Origin of the sequence: Photobacterium sp. BZF1, from assembly GCF_014349205.1 — a bacterium.
In the GTDB taxonomy this organism is placed as follows: domain Bacteria; phylum Pseudomonadota; class Gammaproteobacteria; order Enterobacterales; family Vibrionaceae; genus Photobacterium.
In genome coordinates, this window is the sequence record NZ_JACSOF010000072.1 from 16,380 (window position 1) to 31,446 (window position 15,067).

A 15,067-nucleotide genomic window follows, 5' to 3' on the forward strand; every position below is an offset into this window, starting at 1 on the left:
AAGTAGGGGGAAGCGACAGATAAAAAAAGGCCCCCTACATGAGGGGGCAATATTTACCATCGCTATTATTATTCGTCAAAATTCTGCATACGATTTGAGGAAGCGATTAAAAAGGCTATTAACCAAAGTCACCGTTTACGTAACCGCGAGTACGGTCATCTGCTGGCTGGCTGAATAGCACGTCTGTTGAATCGTGCTCAACCAACTCACCCATCAAGAAGAAGGCGGTACGGTCGGAGATACGACGCGCCTGCTGCATGGAGTGGGTAACGATAACGATGGTGAAGTCTTTTTTCAGCGTCTCCATCAAATCTTCAATTTTCTTGGTCGCAATTGGGTCAAGTGCTGATGTTGGTTCATCCATCAGGATCACTTCTGGCTCCATTGCGATAGTACGGGCGATACACAGACGTTGCTGCTGACCACCTGATAGGCCGAATGCGTGTGACTTCAAACGGTCTTTAACTTCATCCCAAAGTGCCGCGCCGCGTAGAGAACGCTCAACTACTTCGTCTAGGATCTTCTTGTCTTTAACGCCCTGAGCACGAAGACCGTAAGCAATGTTCTCGTAGATGCTCATTGGGAACGGGTTCGGCTTTTGGAATACCATACCGACTTTGATACGAAGCTGAGCTACGTCGATGTTGCCGTATACGTCTTCGCCATCCATCGATAGCTTGCCTTCGATTTTCACGCCTTCAATTAGGTCGTTCATACGGTTCAGGCAACGTAGTAGGGTTGACTTACCACAGCCAGATGGGCCGATAAGCGCGGTTACCTGACGGTTAGGAATTGGCAGGTTGATTTGCTTAAGTGCCTGGTTTTCGCCGTAGTATAGGTCTAGATTTTCAATGCTAAATTTATTCATGGTTCTCTTCCTCAAAATTAGTAAGTCGCAGTATTGAATCGGCTAGCGATAAGCTTCGTTAGCAAGTTAATAACAAGAACAACAATGATTAGAATGGTGGCGGTTGCATATGCCTGGTTCCATTCGTGAATTGTGTATAGCTCCTGCGTTAGTTTGTACAGGTGAACGGTTAGCGTACGGCCAGAGTCGAACATGCTCTCTGGGATACGGGCAACCATACCTGCAGTCATGAAGACCGGTGCTGATTCACCGATAACACGACCTACACTGAGGATGATGGAGGTAACAATACCTGGCATAGCGCTAGGTAGGATTAGTCTCCAGATGGTGTAAATCTTAGATGCACCCAGACCATATGAACCTTCACGGTAAGTCTGAGGAACAGCCATTAGTGCTTCTTCAGTTGTACGGATAATAACTGGCAGAATCAGGATACTCAGGGTCAGGGCACCTGACAGGATAGAGTAACCGAAGCCCATTACGACAACGAAGAATGTCATACCGAATAGACCGTAGATAATCGACGGGATACCGGCCAGTGATTCAGTACAGAAACGAATCACTTTTACTAGCTTGCTGCCTACCTTCGCGTATTCGGTCAGGTAGATAGCAGTCATGATACCTAGTGGTGCAGCGACACCGATTGAAGCGGCAACCATGTATAGGGTTGACACGATCATTGGCCAGATACCTGACTCTTGACCGATGGTGGTGTAGTCGCTGGTGATGAACGTCCAGTCTACGTAAGACAGGCCGTTGCTTAGGATGTACCAAACAACCCACACCAGGAAGCCTACAGTGATAGAGGCTGCCGACCAGATAAGCGCCAGAGAAATTTTATCTTTCATCTGCTGCTTTTGTGTATTTGTACCTTTAAGAGCCATAGTGATTACCTCGCACGCTCACGGTTCAGATAAAGAAGCGCGCCGTTTAGTACCATGATGAAGACCAGAAGAACGATACCCGTTGCGTAAAGAGCACTTGCGTGCAGGCCAGTTGCGTATGACATTTCAATCGCAATGTTAGCCGTTAGGGTACGGGCCGAATCCAGCAGGCCTTGTGGCATTGCAGGAGAGTTACCCATTACCATGATAATTGCCATGGTTTCACCCAGTGCACGAGCAACACCCAGGATAACGCCTGTCATGATGCCTGAGCGGGCAGCTGGTACTAGCAGCTTAAAGATAGTGAACATCTGCGATGCACCCAGAGCGTACGAACCTTCTTTGTAGGTACGCGGTACAGCGCGGATTGATGTTTCAGATACTGTGATAACGGTTGGCAGAATCATCACCGCAAGAACGATGATACCGGCCAAGATAGTGTTACCCGCAGGTACAGCGAAAACATCTTGAATTAGGGGTACGATAATAACCAAGCCGAAGAAACCGTATACAACAGACGGGATACCAGCTAGTAGTTCAATCATCGGACGGATTGTATTGGCAAGGCGCTTAGGAGCTACCTCGGCAATGAAAATCGCAGTCAGTACGCCGATTGGCACACCCAGAACAACCGCACCTGCAGTAGACACTACAGAGGCTACGATCATCGGAGCGATACCGTAAAGCGCTGGTGGAAGCCAGTTGGTACCGAATACGATAGAACCAACACCGGCTTGGGCAAAGGCATCGTAGCCTTCACGGAAAATAAAGTAGCCAATTAAGATTAGCGATAGAATGCCAAGTGCAGCACTCGATAAAAATAGATATTTAAAAAACAGTTCGCGCCAGTCGACTTTATCTTTTGCCTTAAGCGAAGAGCCTTTAGCTGAACTTTCAATGTTATTTGCGATGGTCATATTTTTACTCCAGATATTGGCTAAACAAGGTTTATCCGAATACCGAGGAATCAACAAAACCGGTCACCATCATCTGATGATGACCGGTAAATAAAGCGTTTACTTACTTAACAGCGATGTAGCCTTTATCAGCAACAATCTTCTGTGCTTCAGAGCTTTCAATCCAAGCTAGGAAGTCTAGAGCAGCCTGAGAAGGGCGGCCTTCTTTGTAAAGTACTAGGAATGGACGCTGAACACCGTACTCACCAGCCTGGATAGCTTCAACAGATGGCTCGTTGTTGTCGATAGACAGTGCGTTCACAGACTCGTCTACAGAACCTAGAGAGATGTAACCGATAGCAAATGGGTTGTTAGCTACGATAGTCTTAAGCTGACCGTTGCCGCTTGCAACCTGTGCACGCTGAGAGATAGCTGAAACAGATTGGCCATTTACTTCCATTTTAAGGTCCATGATGTCTTCGAAAGCACCACGAGTACCAGAAGCTGTATCACGAGTAGCAACTACGATTGGCTTGTCTTCACCACCAACTTCTTTCCAGTTAGTGATTTCGCCTTTGTAGATTTTAGTAACTTCTTCTTTAGATAGGTCGTTAACTGGGTTGCTTGGGTGAGCAACAACAGCGATACCGTCACGAGCGATAACAACTTCTTTTAGGTTGTCTGATTTCTCAGAATCTTTAAGCTCACGAGAGCTCATACCTAGGTCAGAAGAACCGTCTTGAGCAGCTCGAACACCAGCAGATGAACCTGGGCCCTGAACTTCAACAGTTACGTCGTTAGATTGTGCGTAGGTCTCACCTAGAACTTCCATGATAGGTGTAACAGAGTTCGAACCTACAACAGAAACAGTTTCAGTTGCGATTGCTGGGTTAAATACCATTGAACCTGCTAGGGCTAGTGCGCCGATAACCTTTGTTTTCATTTTCCTAATCCTTAAAAAGCTGGCCGTATTGCCAATAGGTTTTGAATGAACGAGGCAAAGATTAGGGAAGAAGTATGACAGTAATGTTTCAGTAGTTTGAACACTCTATGACGCTCTTCATAAATGTTTAATAAGTGTCCAGTTTGATCTGCATTCCAGTTCTGACAAGTGCATATTTTACGATAACAAACCAATTACCAAAAGAATCATCTATATAGCTATCGGGTATGATTGGCGTTTTTATGAGGTGACTCTAGTTGTATATGTGTTTTATTCTTGGTAGTGAGACTGGCGTTACAAGTCATTAATGAGTATGTATTTTTGGTTTTAAAATCCATCTAGGTGTGTTTTTGTAGATTTTTACACTGTTGAGTGTTGTTGGTGCCAAGTGGTGTGTCGATTTTCGCGATTGTGACAGTTATATTTCAGTGCCTTGCAACCTATGACAAAACTTGCAGCTTCTATCGATAAAAAAATTTTTCTATTTTTTTTCCAAAAATAGGCGCTGCTTGTCGGGATCAAAGGCATTTTTGACCGTTCATTTCGTAGAGACCCATACTTTTGTGACAGTCATCATGACCGAGCGAGAAAGAAATGGCTGTTAACTGATTAAAAAGCCATCAGAAGATCAATGCTGGCACCGGCCTCTGTTACTATTACCTCCAATAGAAAGTTTGTGATTAACCGAAGAATGATAAAAAAAGCCCAACAGATGGTGGTGTTCAATGCATTGACTCACCAACGTAGTTTCACCAAGGCCGCTCAGTTGCTTGATATTTCACGAACCCAAGTCAGTAAGCAGGTACAGCAACTGGAACAAAGGCTAGGGGTGCAGTTAGTACAGCGTACAACCCGCTCCTTTTCACTTACCGAGGCCGGAGAGCGGTTTGCTGTTCATTGCGCCAATATTGCCGCTGAAATAAATGAAGCAGAAAGTGAGTTAGTCCAAAGCACCGATAGTATGCAGGGAATCTTGCGGGTTGGCAGCGCCCAGTCATTTGCCCGTCACCATATAGCGCCATATCTTGCTGCGTTTCATCAGCAATATCCTCAGCTAGATGTAGAGATGAGCTTATTTGATCACAAGGTTGATTTGATTGCTGAGCAACTGGATCTATGGATTGGTATGACAGACTCACCGCCGGAAGGCTTTGTTGCTCGGCATTTGGCTGATTGTCACTTTGTGTTGGCCGCCAGTCCTGATTACCTTGCCCGCCGCGGTGTACCTTATCAGCCCCAGGATCTAGATAGCCATAACTGCATCACTTATTACAGCAGAGAGCGCAAAGACAATGTTTGGAGTTTTGAAAAAGATGGCGAGCAGCAAAATATCAAAGTTTCGGGTAACTACCGGGTAGACTCCGCCGATGCGATCTTGGATGCCACCCTGGCGGGTCACGGGGTAGGGTACTTAGCGACATATTTACTGGACAAGGAATTCCAGGAAGGACGTTTAATACGTTTAATGCCTGATTGGCATCTGTCACAGCACATGCCTTTATACGCCGTTTATCCCCGTTACCAATACCTACCCAAGAAGGTACAGGCTTTTCTAACTTTTATCCGAAAGCAAATTGGCGAACCTGTGTATTGGGATAAGGTGCTTTAATCACCAAATAGCAAGGAAGACGAAATCGTTTTCGCAGCCTGAAAGCTGTATCAGGTAGGTTTATTGTCAACTGTAGTGACAATAGTATCCTCTATTTGCACCAATCATGGCTGTTAGGCATGATTTGGCTTATAAATAGCCAGATCCCAAGTGGGATGTGGCTAAAGTGTAAATATGTGTAACAAGTTGATCCTTGTCACGGTTTTAATTCTGAATAGAATGCCTCCGCAATCGTTTACTAACAAATTTGTGGAGTTTGACCATGAGCTATCTGGTCAGTGCACTAGGCGTCGTAACGCTTTTTGCGGTTGCAGTTCTATTTTCTGAAAATCGCCGTGAAATCAACTGGCGTACTGTGGGTGGCGCCTTTGCCATTCAGCTGGTTTTTGCAGGCTTTATCTTATACGTGCCTGTAGGCCGTGAGATCCTTAACTCTGTTTCAGCGGCGGTTTCCGGTATTATCGACTACGGCCGTGTGGGCACTGAGTTCCTATTTGGTGAACTGGCTCAGTTTAAACTTGGTTTCATCTTCGCGGTCAATGTCCTGCCGACGATTGTCTTCTTCTCTGCACTGATCTCTGTGTTGTACTACCTAGGCGTGATGGGCTTTATCATCCGTAGCATCGGTGGTTTGCTTCAGCGTCTACTAGGCACAAGCCGTACAGAATCCATGTCTGCTACTGCGAATATTTTCGTCGGCTCGGTGGAAGCGCCTTTGGTTGTTCGTCCGTATCTTGCCAAAATGAGCCGCTCTGAATTGTTTGCCGTAATGGTTGGCGGCTTGGCCTCTGTTGCTGGTGGTACCTTGGTGGGTTATGCGGGCCTTGGTGTCGATATCAGCTACCTTATTGCTGCTAGCTTCATGTCGGCTCCAGCAGGTTTGATGATGGCTAAAATTCTGGTCCCACAAACTGAAATTATCAACGATGACAATGCAGCAGATGAAGGTGCTGACGATGAGCCAGTTAACATTATTGATGCAGCAACTCAGGGTGCGTTGAGCGGCTTGCAGATTGTTATGGCGGTGGGTGCAAGCTTGTTGGCAATTATCAGTTTGATTGCATTGATCAACGGTGGCCTCGCGCATGTTGGTGACTGGACGGGGATAGACAACCTTAGTCTAGAGCTAATCTTCGGTTACTTGTTTGCACCTGTTGCTTGGCTGATTGGTGTACCATGGTCTGAAGCGACAGTGGCAGCTAGCCTGATTGGTAAGAAGATTGCAGTGAACGAATTCGTTGCGTTTGCCGATCTTATGGCGGTGAAAGATCAGCTAAGTAACCACTCTCAAGCTATTGTGACCTTTGCCCTTTGTGGTTTTGCTAACCTGACATCAATTGCAATGTTGATGGGGGGGCTAGGTGGCGTCGTACCAAGCCGACGTCCTGATATTGCCCGCCTAGGCTTCAAAGCGATTTTTGCAGCGACTTTGGCTAACCTGATGAGTGCGACAATTGCCGGTGTGTTTTTGTCTTTCTGATCCGAAAGTTACCGATACATAAAAGAAAACAGAGTGCGATGCACTCTGTTTTTGTATGTATCGATGGTGCATGCACACCATGATCACTTTGAACTGCAATATAAGACCTAAGGACCATTTGAGTATAAGAAGGCAATCCGGTACTGTCTGTCTCACTAGTGATATAAATCAGATAAAGGCCAAATGATGAAATCTGATGTTGATAAGCTGCTTAATCAACATAACGAACTTATCCACTCTGAAAACAAGAAGGTTGTATCCCATACTCAGCGTGAAGCTGGTGACTGGATCATGCACTCTTTGATGCTTGAAGGCTACGATGTACCGTTTAAATTCAAGCGTAAGAAAAAGTACCAATCACTGGCTGGGGCAAAGGTGAACTTAACTTATTACCCAGCCACAGAGGTTGTGGCTGGTTTGAGTTTTGAGGTTATGAAAGTAGTGCGGGTCAAGCGCTCATGATGGTCGTTAGATACGCTATCTAGTCTCTTAATGAACACTTCCCGCCAGGTGTAAAACGAAAGTTCTTGTACTCTGCGGCCACTGACGTGTTGGGATCTTTGCTGAACTCGCCTGCCCAATTCGAGATCCTCTCATCTGTTGCCCATACATTGGCCATGATTCGAAGGCGGCTGTCTTTCACTGAAGGGATCGGATCATCGCTGCGGTTTTTTACTTTATAAACCAGCTTGCCATCGATATACCACTTGATTGCGCCTTTGGTCCATTTGATGCCATAGCGATGGAAATCTTCGGAGGCATCAAAATCCAAGTAGATTAACTGCTCGTGGCTGCGTGCATAGCGATCGTCATTGGTCCAGAAGTTTACCTGCATGACATTGGTATTGTTGCCAAGGAACTCGATATCGATTTCGTTGTGCATGCCGTTGCCATCTTCGGGTTTATCATATGGCCCCGCAAATAAAAAGAATGAACTGATAACACCCGGCTCCGCAATAGGTTTCATTTCAACTTCGTAGCAACCATAGCCATAGTAGTCATGGCTTCTCAACTCCCCGGATTGAAATTCAAAATCATCGGTACCATTGGGAGCATGGTTCAAAGTGATTGTCATGCCTTGTTCGGAAAAATGAATGGATTCTCCTTCCCAGCGACTATAGAAAGGAAAGCCATTACTCCAACCATCAGATTTCCACCAAAATTGAGGATTTAGCTCAGTTAAAGGGTCTTCAATCGAGGTAGTGGCAAGCGAAAAGGGAGATAGAGCGAGCATAGTGATAATACCTGCCGATTTACTGAGAGATCGTAACAACATAAATACAGATCCTTTGGAAATAAGAGTGAGCTAGTAGTAAGTTTATTGAGCTATCAGGGTATAAAATTAGCAGGATTTTTTTGTCCTACACTTGCTAACCTGTATTGGATCTGAGACGGAAATTAAATATATGCAACGCACTTTGCAAATTGTCCGAAATACTATGCAATTTGCATATTAGCTCGGTTTGATGAGTGGGATATAACGGCGTTTTTTGTACCACAATGCACTTAATATCAGTGAGTTAGTGTTAATGTTATAGGCACTGTTTGGGCCGCCATTTAAGTAAACGCCGGTCGGTACCGCTCTGTGGGTCAGGCTGTTATTTATCACCTCATCAGATAATTGCTGACTGAAATAATCACCTTCAAATAAAACACTCATTCCGAAAGCGACTTTATTGCTGAATATTTGTGGGTTTTCGACGGGTTTGCCGCCTGGGGCAATGCTTAACCATGTGCTGCCGTAGATATAGATATTGTTGTATGAAAACCAGGGCGAGCGGCTCATGGCGTCTTCGGCGAATACCCAACTCATTGGCTCTTCGCTAGACTTCATTTTCTGTAATTGAAAAAGGTTATCCAGTTGGTTCCACCACTGTTCGGTCGGGCCGATCTCAATGGCGTAGAGTACATAGGGATCGGTGGTGAAGTAGGGTAGGTTCCTCTTATCAATCAGTAGGTTAATGCCGTCCACAGTCACTTCGCCAATGTTTTCTTGCTCGTAGGCCGTATTGACATCAAAGCCGAAGAGGTCGAATCCGGATGCTGCATATTGTAAGTATCCCAACCGCCCTTCTTGGCGGTAATGGCGCTTTTGGGATGTTTTCAGTTCGCCGTATAAAGTGCCTTGGGAAACGGCTTTATCCAAACTCCATTTATCCAGGATACGTTCAATATTTGGTGCCAGTTGGGGTTTATGGGCTTGAGCTATCTCAAGCCAAATTAATAGCCTACCAATATCTAATGCCGACCAGCCATTGCCGTTAGAACTGCTTTTACTGTAACGCCCTGATGGCTTTGCGGTATGCGTATTGTATTCACGGTTTGGTAAAGCGTTGTCGTAAAGAGGGAGATTGCCAAGGGTATCTAAAGTCTTTTGTAGCTTGTTATCCGCTTCTTCTGTTGTCATAAGCTCGAGCCCTTCGGCTGAGAGTATGGCTGCGATGCCACTAGCCACATCCCACATCGTGCTGTGATGGTAGCCTTGGACAGAATTTATGAGCCCAGTTTCTTCATTCCAATTTTGTTCGAAATAATAATAGGCCTTTTTAGCCAATAGGTTCTCGTTACGGCTAAGTGCAACGGGAGTAAGCCGTTCGGTGGGCGGTGCAGCAACAGAATTTGCTGAGACAAATATTGTATCCGTTTCTTGCTCAACTTTTTCGGGTTGTTCTTCGGCAATGATAGGGGGAGCGATAGTACGACGTTGGAATTGGATATCGCTATTGGGTACACCTTGATTGTTGTGGGTGACGCTGCGACCACCGTAAAAGCTAGGCTCCGGCTCTTCCGTTTCGGTATTAAATGCAGCCAATACTGAAAATGGTATCAACAACAAACAACACAATGCCGTACGCAATGCTTTTTTCCATTTTGCTTTTCCGATTTCCAAAGCTGCTTTAGGCATTACGACCGCATTCCATTTCGTGACTTCTTAATAGTTATATCGGGTTAACCTACAAGTTGGCATAGTTTGCTATGTGTTCAGAGTAAAAATGTGACACCGATCTCGTAGTTAACTGTTTGATGTTTAATTAATTATCTACAAATTCTTTATTGTATTTTTTTGGCTTGTCCTATAATTCATATACTACCAGTGGCGTATGGGGAAGAGTTTTGCTTAAGGAAACGTTAGCAAAGGCATTAGCAGCGTGTAAAAAGGATTTGTATTTCGTCGCTCTATTTAGTTTGGCGATCAACTTCTTAGTATTGACGTTGCCTGTATATAGCTTGCAATTGTTCGACCGTGTGTTGAGTAGCGCAAGTGTGGATACGCTGATGGCATTGATGGTTGTCGCCGTTGGGTTATTGACAGCTCAAGCAATAATAGAGCACGTCAGAACCTTGCTATTGCAGCGTTCAGGGTTGAAATTGGATGTGTCACTGAGCTCATCGCTTCTGGCTGACAGTATTCGTCGCTCGTCCAAAATGAACCGAATAGAAAAGCAGGGCCTCCAAGATCTCACAGAGCTTCGTCAATTTCTAGTCACGCCTTCCACTTCGGCCATCTTTGATATCCCATGGGTGCCACTGTTTCTATTGATCCTGTTCGTTTTACATCCAGTGCTCGGTATTATCGCGTTGGTTGGCTGCCTAGTGTTCTGTGTACTTGCCGTTGTCATGATGCTGTCAGCGAAGAAGCCGAGTGAGCAAGCTCAAGCACTTAGTGTTAAAACGAGCATGGAACTGAACGACTTTCTAAGGAATGCCCCTACACTAAGGGCAATGGGCATGGCCGACAGTGTTGGTTCCTTATGGAACCGGCGCAACTTCAAATTATTGGACCTGCAGTGGCGTCTCAATGCCCGCACTGGGCAACTGCTCTCAATCAGCCGTTATTTCAGAACCTTGCTACAAGCAATTATTTTGACGGCGGGTGTGGTGTTGGTGCTGCAAAATCAAATAGGTGCCGGGGCGATCATCGCAAGTTCGATCATCATGGCCCGCGTCCTATCACCCTTTGAACAGGCCGTGAGCGGCTGGAAAACGTGGTTTAGTGCCTTACAGGCTTATAAAAGACTGAACCACTATGAAGACAGTCAGTTGTCCGAGCCACAGACCGAACTGCCTGAGCCTAAAGGAGAGCTGTTGCTCCATAACGTTGGGCTCAAATTCCAGCATCAGGGCCAACCGGTGTTGCAAAATATCAGTTTTAAGCTGGGGGCTGGGAATGCATTGGCCATCATGGGTAACAGCGGCTCTGGCAAGTCCACCCTTGCGGCATTGATCATGGGGATCCACAAACCCAGTATGGGCAGCATCAAGATCGATGGTGCTGCAATTGATCTTTGGCCGGAGGAGCAATTTGGCAAGCATATCGGTTATCTGCCACAGGAGGTTGGCTTACTCGCTGGTACTGTGGCCGAAAATATCTGTCGTTTTTCCGATGCCCCTGCCGCCGATATTATCCATGCTGCCCGTTTAGCCTGTATCCACGAGCTGATCATTTCTTTGCCGCAAGGTTATGACACGTATTTAGGCGAAGGGGGAGTCCAGCTTTCTGGAGGCCAAAAGCAAAGGATAGGGCTGGCAAGGGCGATTTTTTCCAATCCGAGTGTGTTAGTTCTTGATGAACCAAATTCCAACTTGGACCCAGAAGGCGAGGTAGCATTAGCTATCGTGCTGCAGTATTGCAAAGAGAATCAAATCACGGTGGTGATGATCAGTCACAGGCCCGGTTTCCTGCGGCAAATGGATTGGGTCATCGTACTCAAAGACGGGAAGATAGAAAAAGCAGGCACGTGCGATAAGTTTCTCGGGGCCATGTCCGGTGTGGACAATACAACCGAAGCCGCAGCAGGAAGTTCCAAACCGGCAAGCAAAGGAGCCAAGCATGGATAAGCAGCGTTTTGATACCCGTGGCATCATTCGTTTTGGTTGCGCCTTTTTAGTGGCATCGGTTGGGGGATTTTTGGTGTGGGCTCTAACTGCACCACTAGATTCAGCCTCTATCGCACAAGGTACACTGGTGGTTGAATCCCAACGTAAGAAAGTACAGCACTTACAAGGTGGTTGGGTTAAGGCCATCTATGTGCAGGAAGGTCAGCATGTCGAGACCGGAGATGTGTTGCTGGAATTGTCTAATACTAAGGCGGAATCGGATTACCGCCGTCTGGTACTCCGTGCAGCGACATTGAATGCGCGGCATGACAGATTAAAAGCAGAGCTTGCGCAAGAGCGCCAGATAACATGGACATACCAAGACCAGCATGACGTTGAGGAAACCGAACTTGTCAATATCGTCAACACCCAGCAACTTCAGTTCCAGCAGTCGATATTGCGTCGTGATTTAGCTCAAGGCCAATACCAACAAAAAAGTATGGTATTGGAAGAGCAATTGCGGGGGGCGAGTTTCCAGTTAAAAGCGATTAACCGGCAGTTATCTTTGGTCACCCAAGAGATCACGATGACAGCAGGTTTACTGGAAAAAGGTTATGTGTCCAAGACCCGTATGCTTGAGTTGCAGCGTTACCAAGCCGGCATTGAAGCACAAGTTGCTGAATTAACGGCACAAATTGATGTGTTTGAAGGCCAACTCCGTACTCTTGAACAAGATCACCAATCTGAAACGGTTGAGTGGGAGCAGCAGCGAGCGGCTGAGTTGGCAACGGTTGAAAGGGACTGGCGGGATGTGGTTCAGTCGTTAAACGCCGCCACGGATATTCGCTCCCGGGTAACCATACGTAGTGAACACACAGGGACGGTTGTTGGTCTTAATGTTCACAGTATTGGTGGGGTAATCAACCCTGGTGACGTTATTTTAGAGATTGTTCCAGACAGCGATGAGCTGATTGTCGAAGCCTTGGTCAAGCCGGAAGATATTGATGTGGTGCACAATGGGTTGGAGGCGAGGGTAAGGTTGAGCGCCTACAATGTCAGGCGCACACCACCTGTTCATGGCGAGGTGATTTATGTTGCAGCGGACCGGTTGCAGCCAAAGTCACAGCAGCAACCAACGGGGTATTTAGTCCGGGTAAAACTGGATAAAGATGAAGTCGCTTCTCTTAGCCACATCGAACTCTATCCGGGGATGCCGACAGAAGTCTTTATTTTGCTGGAAGCACAAACCATGTGGGATTACTTCACAGCACCATTATTTAATTCTTATTACCGAGCATTCAGAGAATCATAATCAGTGGTGAACATATGGAATTTGGAATCGTATTTTGGTTTCTCTTTTATTTAGCATTCTTCTGCCTATCGACTTACATAGGCTACCAAAAGGGGAACTTAATCGCCGGGATTTTATTGGGTTACGTGTTGGGCCCTATTGGTGCTTTACTGATTTATATGAGCAAAGACAGAAAACATATTTCTTGCCCATCTTGCCATGCTGAAATCAATAAGAGGTCATACATTTGCCCTAAATGCCATGTAAAAGTCGGGGTTAGTTCAACAGCAGCTCAAGAGGGATGATATGAAAAGAAGAAAAGGTAGGGCAAAGGAATCTTCATCACTCTTGGTTCAGCATGAGCAGGCATCCATGTTTTCTCCGCGTCGGTTAGTCACGCTAGCGGGCATTATTATCGCTGTTCTTGTCGCTCAAGTAGGCTACTTCTATTGGCAACTCAATCAAGGGAAGATGGATTATCTCTCGGTACAAAAACAGTTTGATGATTACGAGCAACAGTTACTGGATAAACAATCGCTGATTGATGAATTTCAACAGCAATTAATCTCAAAACAAGCACAGTTGGAAGAGCAGCAGTTGGTGATAGATGAACTGGACGAGCGACTGGGAGACTTGGACGAAAACACTGTTTTCCTTAAGCAGGAAATCAATGCAAGCAGTGCGCTGTTAGTGGATAAGAACAGTGAAATTGCCGATCTTGAGAAGCAATTTGCAGACTCACAGAAAGCACTGAAGAAAAAGAGCTCTCAGCTCTACAGCTTACAGCGGCGTTTTGAAAAAGATCTAAATAGTGCAATTGCCAAACAGCGGAGGAAACTGAATCAGTCCCAATTGATGGTGGATCAAGAGCTTGCTCAGCTTAAATCACAAGAAGCAGAAATCAGTGCCAAGATATCAGATGTTGATGAATGGGAGAGAAAACGGGCTGAGTTTGAGAAACTGTATGCGAGCTCAGCACTTGAAAAACAGAATGAAGAGAGGGTTAGTCATTTGATGGACCAATTCAATGAGCTCCGGGTTGACCTTGCTGTAGTGAACGAATGTGATAAAGACTATTTATACCGTTACAATGAGGCGAAAAGCCTGCTTAACCATATTAGGACCTTTATCCAGAAGTATGAAATGAAGGAAGAGTTCTACTATTACGTGATTTCGAATGACAGCATGATTAATTCGCAAAACCGTAAACTGTGTTTAGCCGATTAACCCTATTTAGAAAGAGAGCCTGAAGGTTAAAATGAAAAAGTCTCAATGGGTCATTGTTATTGCCGCAATACTTGCTGGGCTATATACATTCAGCCCTAGGGTAGACACTTCTTTTTCCTACCAGGAGCTAATGATTCCGCAAGATATAGAAGGTTTTGTCACAGCCCAAGAGCATCGTTACCCTGATATCATGCCGGGGACTGAAAAAAAGATAACCTGGGCGGGGGAGCCTAATCGCCGAACGGCATATTCTGTTGTGTACTTGCATGGATTTTCATCCTCCCGACAGGATACCGCACCGCTGGCACACTTGGTTGCAAACCAGTTGGAAGCCAACTTATTTGAAGCCCGTCTTAAAGGGCATGGTCGTCCTGCTGATGTCATGAAATCCGTAACGGTGAACGATTGGCTTAATGATGCTCGCCATGCTTATGACATAGGAGCAAAGTTAGGCGATAAAGTGGTTGTTATCGGCCTTTCAACCGGAGGGACATTAGCTTTGTGGTTGGCTGCCCAACCAGAGCTGTCCCAGCTTAGCCATACGGTGTTAATTTCTCCGAATCTGGGACCGGCAGATAGTAATGCAGAACTGCTGTTGTTGCCACTGGGTGACGAGATAGCTAGGCTGATTGTAGGTGATTACCGTCAATGGAAGCCAGTCAATGAGCAACAAGCCCAATTTTGGACAACGCGATATCCCGTTGAAGCATTAGTGACTATGATGGGAGTTGTTGATGTGACGCGTAATCAACCTGTGGAACATATCATAACGCCAGTATTAACGCTTTATTCCGAACAAGACCGAATTGTTGATATTGCTAAAACACAAGCGATGCTGGAACGACTACCTACAGCAAACCGCCAATCAATCGTTATTGCTGATAGTGGTGATAAACTTCAACATGTTCTCGCTGGGGACATCTTATCGCCTAAAACAACGGACCCAGTTGCAAAGTCGATTGTTGAATTTATCAAGGTTAAAAAATAGCTTGTTTAGTATAAAACGTAATCGAATATGAGCTATTTATGTGCCACGCGTACTGTAAATCTG

13 protein-coding genes are annotated in these 15,067 nt (G+C 45.7%); 7 read left to right on the forward strand and 6 right to left on the reverse strand.

What is annotated here, in order from left to right; genetic code table 11:
- Positions 1–118: 118 nt before the first annotated feature.
- The 4 genes from pstB to BIZ37_RS16710 form a co-directional block, all read right to left on the reverse strand.
- Entirely contained in the window at positions 119–868 is a 750-nt protein-coding gene (gene pstB / locus BIZ37_RS16695) for a phosphate ABC transporter ATP-binding protein PstB (protein WP_107297674.1), read from the reverse strand.
- Positions 869–885: 17 nt separating this feature from the next.
- Entirely contained in the window at positions 886–1,752 is an 867-nt protein-coding gene (gene pstA, locus BIZ37_RS16700) for a phosphate ABC transporter permease PstA (RefSeq protein WP_187462436.1), read from the reverse strand.
- Positions 1,753–1,757: 5 nt separating this feature from the next.
- A complete protein-coding gene (gene pstC / locus BIZ37_RS16705; protein WP_044623051.1) occupies positions 1,758–2,669 on the reverse strand; it encodes a phosphate ABC transporter permease subunit PstC in 912 nt (303 codons plus the stop codon).
- A 103-nt stretch (positions 2,670–2,772) separates the two neighbouring features.
- A complete protein-coding gene (locus tag BIZ37_RS16710; protein ID WP_187462437.1) occupies positions 2,773–3,591 on the reverse strand; it encodes a phosphate ABC transporter substrate-binding protein in 819 nt (272 codons plus the stop codon).
- 691 nt (positions 3,592–4,282) lie between these two features.
- Here BIZ37_RS16710 and BIZ37_RS16715 point away from each other — a divergent pair.
- The 3 genes from BIZ37_RS16715 (at position 4,283) to BIZ37_RS16725 (ending at position 7,142) form a co-directional block, all read left to right on the forward strand.
- Entirely contained in the window at positions 4,283–5,200 is a 918-nt protein-coding gene (locus BIZ37_RS16715) for a LysR family transcriptional regulator (RefSeq protein WP_187462446.1), read from the forward strand.
- Positions 5,201–5,462: 262 nt separating this feature from the next.
- On the forward strand, positions 5,463–6,680 hold the full coding sequence (locus BIZ37_RS16720) for a NupC/NupG family nucleoside CNT transporter (RefSeq protein WP_187462438.1): 1,218 nt from the start codon (positions 5,463–5,465) through the stop codon (positions 6,678–6,680).
- Between the two features lie 186 nt (positions 6,681–6,866).
- The gene (locus tag BIZ37_RS16725; RefSeq protein WP_187462447.1) at positions 6,867–7,142 is read left to right on the forward strand and encodes a hypothetical protein; all 276 of its coding nucleotides are present in this window, start codon (positions 6,867–6,869) and stop codon (positions 7,140–7,142) included.
- 19 nt (positions 7,143–7,161) lie between these two features.
- On the opposite strand, the gene BIZ37_RS16730 is transcribed toward BIZ37_RS16725, so the two are convergent.
- Both BIZ37_RS16730 and BIZ37_RS16735 read right to left on the reverse strand, forming a co-directional pair.
- The gene (locus tag BIZ37_RS16730) at positions 7,162–7,956 is read right to left on the reverse strand and encodes a family 16 glycosylhydrolase (RefSeq protein WP_187462439.1); all 795 of its coding nucleotides are present in this window, start codon (positions 7,954–7,956) and stop codon (positions 7,162–7,164) included.
- A 177-nt stretch (positions 7,957–8,133) separates the two neighbouring features.
- Entirely contained in the window at positions 8,134–9,585 is a 1,452-nt protein-coding gene (locus BIZ37_RS16735) for a DUF3131 domain-containing protein (RefSeq protein WP_187462440.1), read from the reverse strand.
- A gap of 209 nt (positions 9,586–9,794) precedes the next feature.
- Between BIZ37_RS16735 and BIZ37_RS16740 the strand changes: the two genes are divergently transcribed.
- The 4 genes from BIZ37_RS16740 to BIZ37_RS16755 all read left to right on the forward strand — a co-directional run bounded on the left by BIZ37_RS16740 (position 9,795) and on the right by BIZ37_RS16755 (position 15,004).
- Positions 9,795–11,519 carry a type I secretion system permease/ATPase gene (locus BIZ37_RS16740; RefSeq protein ID WP_187462441.1) on the forward strand — a complete coding sequence of 575 codons (1,725 nt, stop codon included), beginning with the start codon at positions 9,795–9,797 and terminating at the stop codon, positions 11,517–11,519.
- Positions 11,512–12,810 carry an HlyD family type I secretion periplasmic adaptor subunit gene (locus tag BIZ37_RS16745; protein WP_187462442.1) on the forward strand — a complete coding sequence of 433 codons (1,299 nt, stop codon included), beginning with the start codon at positions 11,512–11,514 and terminating at the stop codon, positions 12,808–12,810. The genes BIZ37_RS16740 and BIZ37_RS16745 overlap by 8 nt, the downstream gene beginning before the upstream one ends.
- A gap of 285 nt (positions 12,811–13,095) precedes the next feature.
- Positions 13,096–14,016 carry a hypothetical protein gene (locus tag BIZ37_RS16750; RefSeq protein WP_187462443.1) on the forward strand — a complete coding sequence of 307 codons (921 nt, stop codon included), beginning with the start codon at positions 13,096–13,098 and terminating at the stop codon, positions 14,014–14,016.
- 31 nt (positions 14,017–14,047) lie between these two features.
- A complete protein-coding gene (locus tag BIZ37_RS16755; RefSeq protein ID WP_187462444.1) occupies positions 14,048–15,004 on the forward strand; it encodes a carboxylesterase in 957 nt (318 codons plus the stop codon).
- The last annotated feature ends 63 nt before the right edge of the window (positions 15,005–15,067 follow it).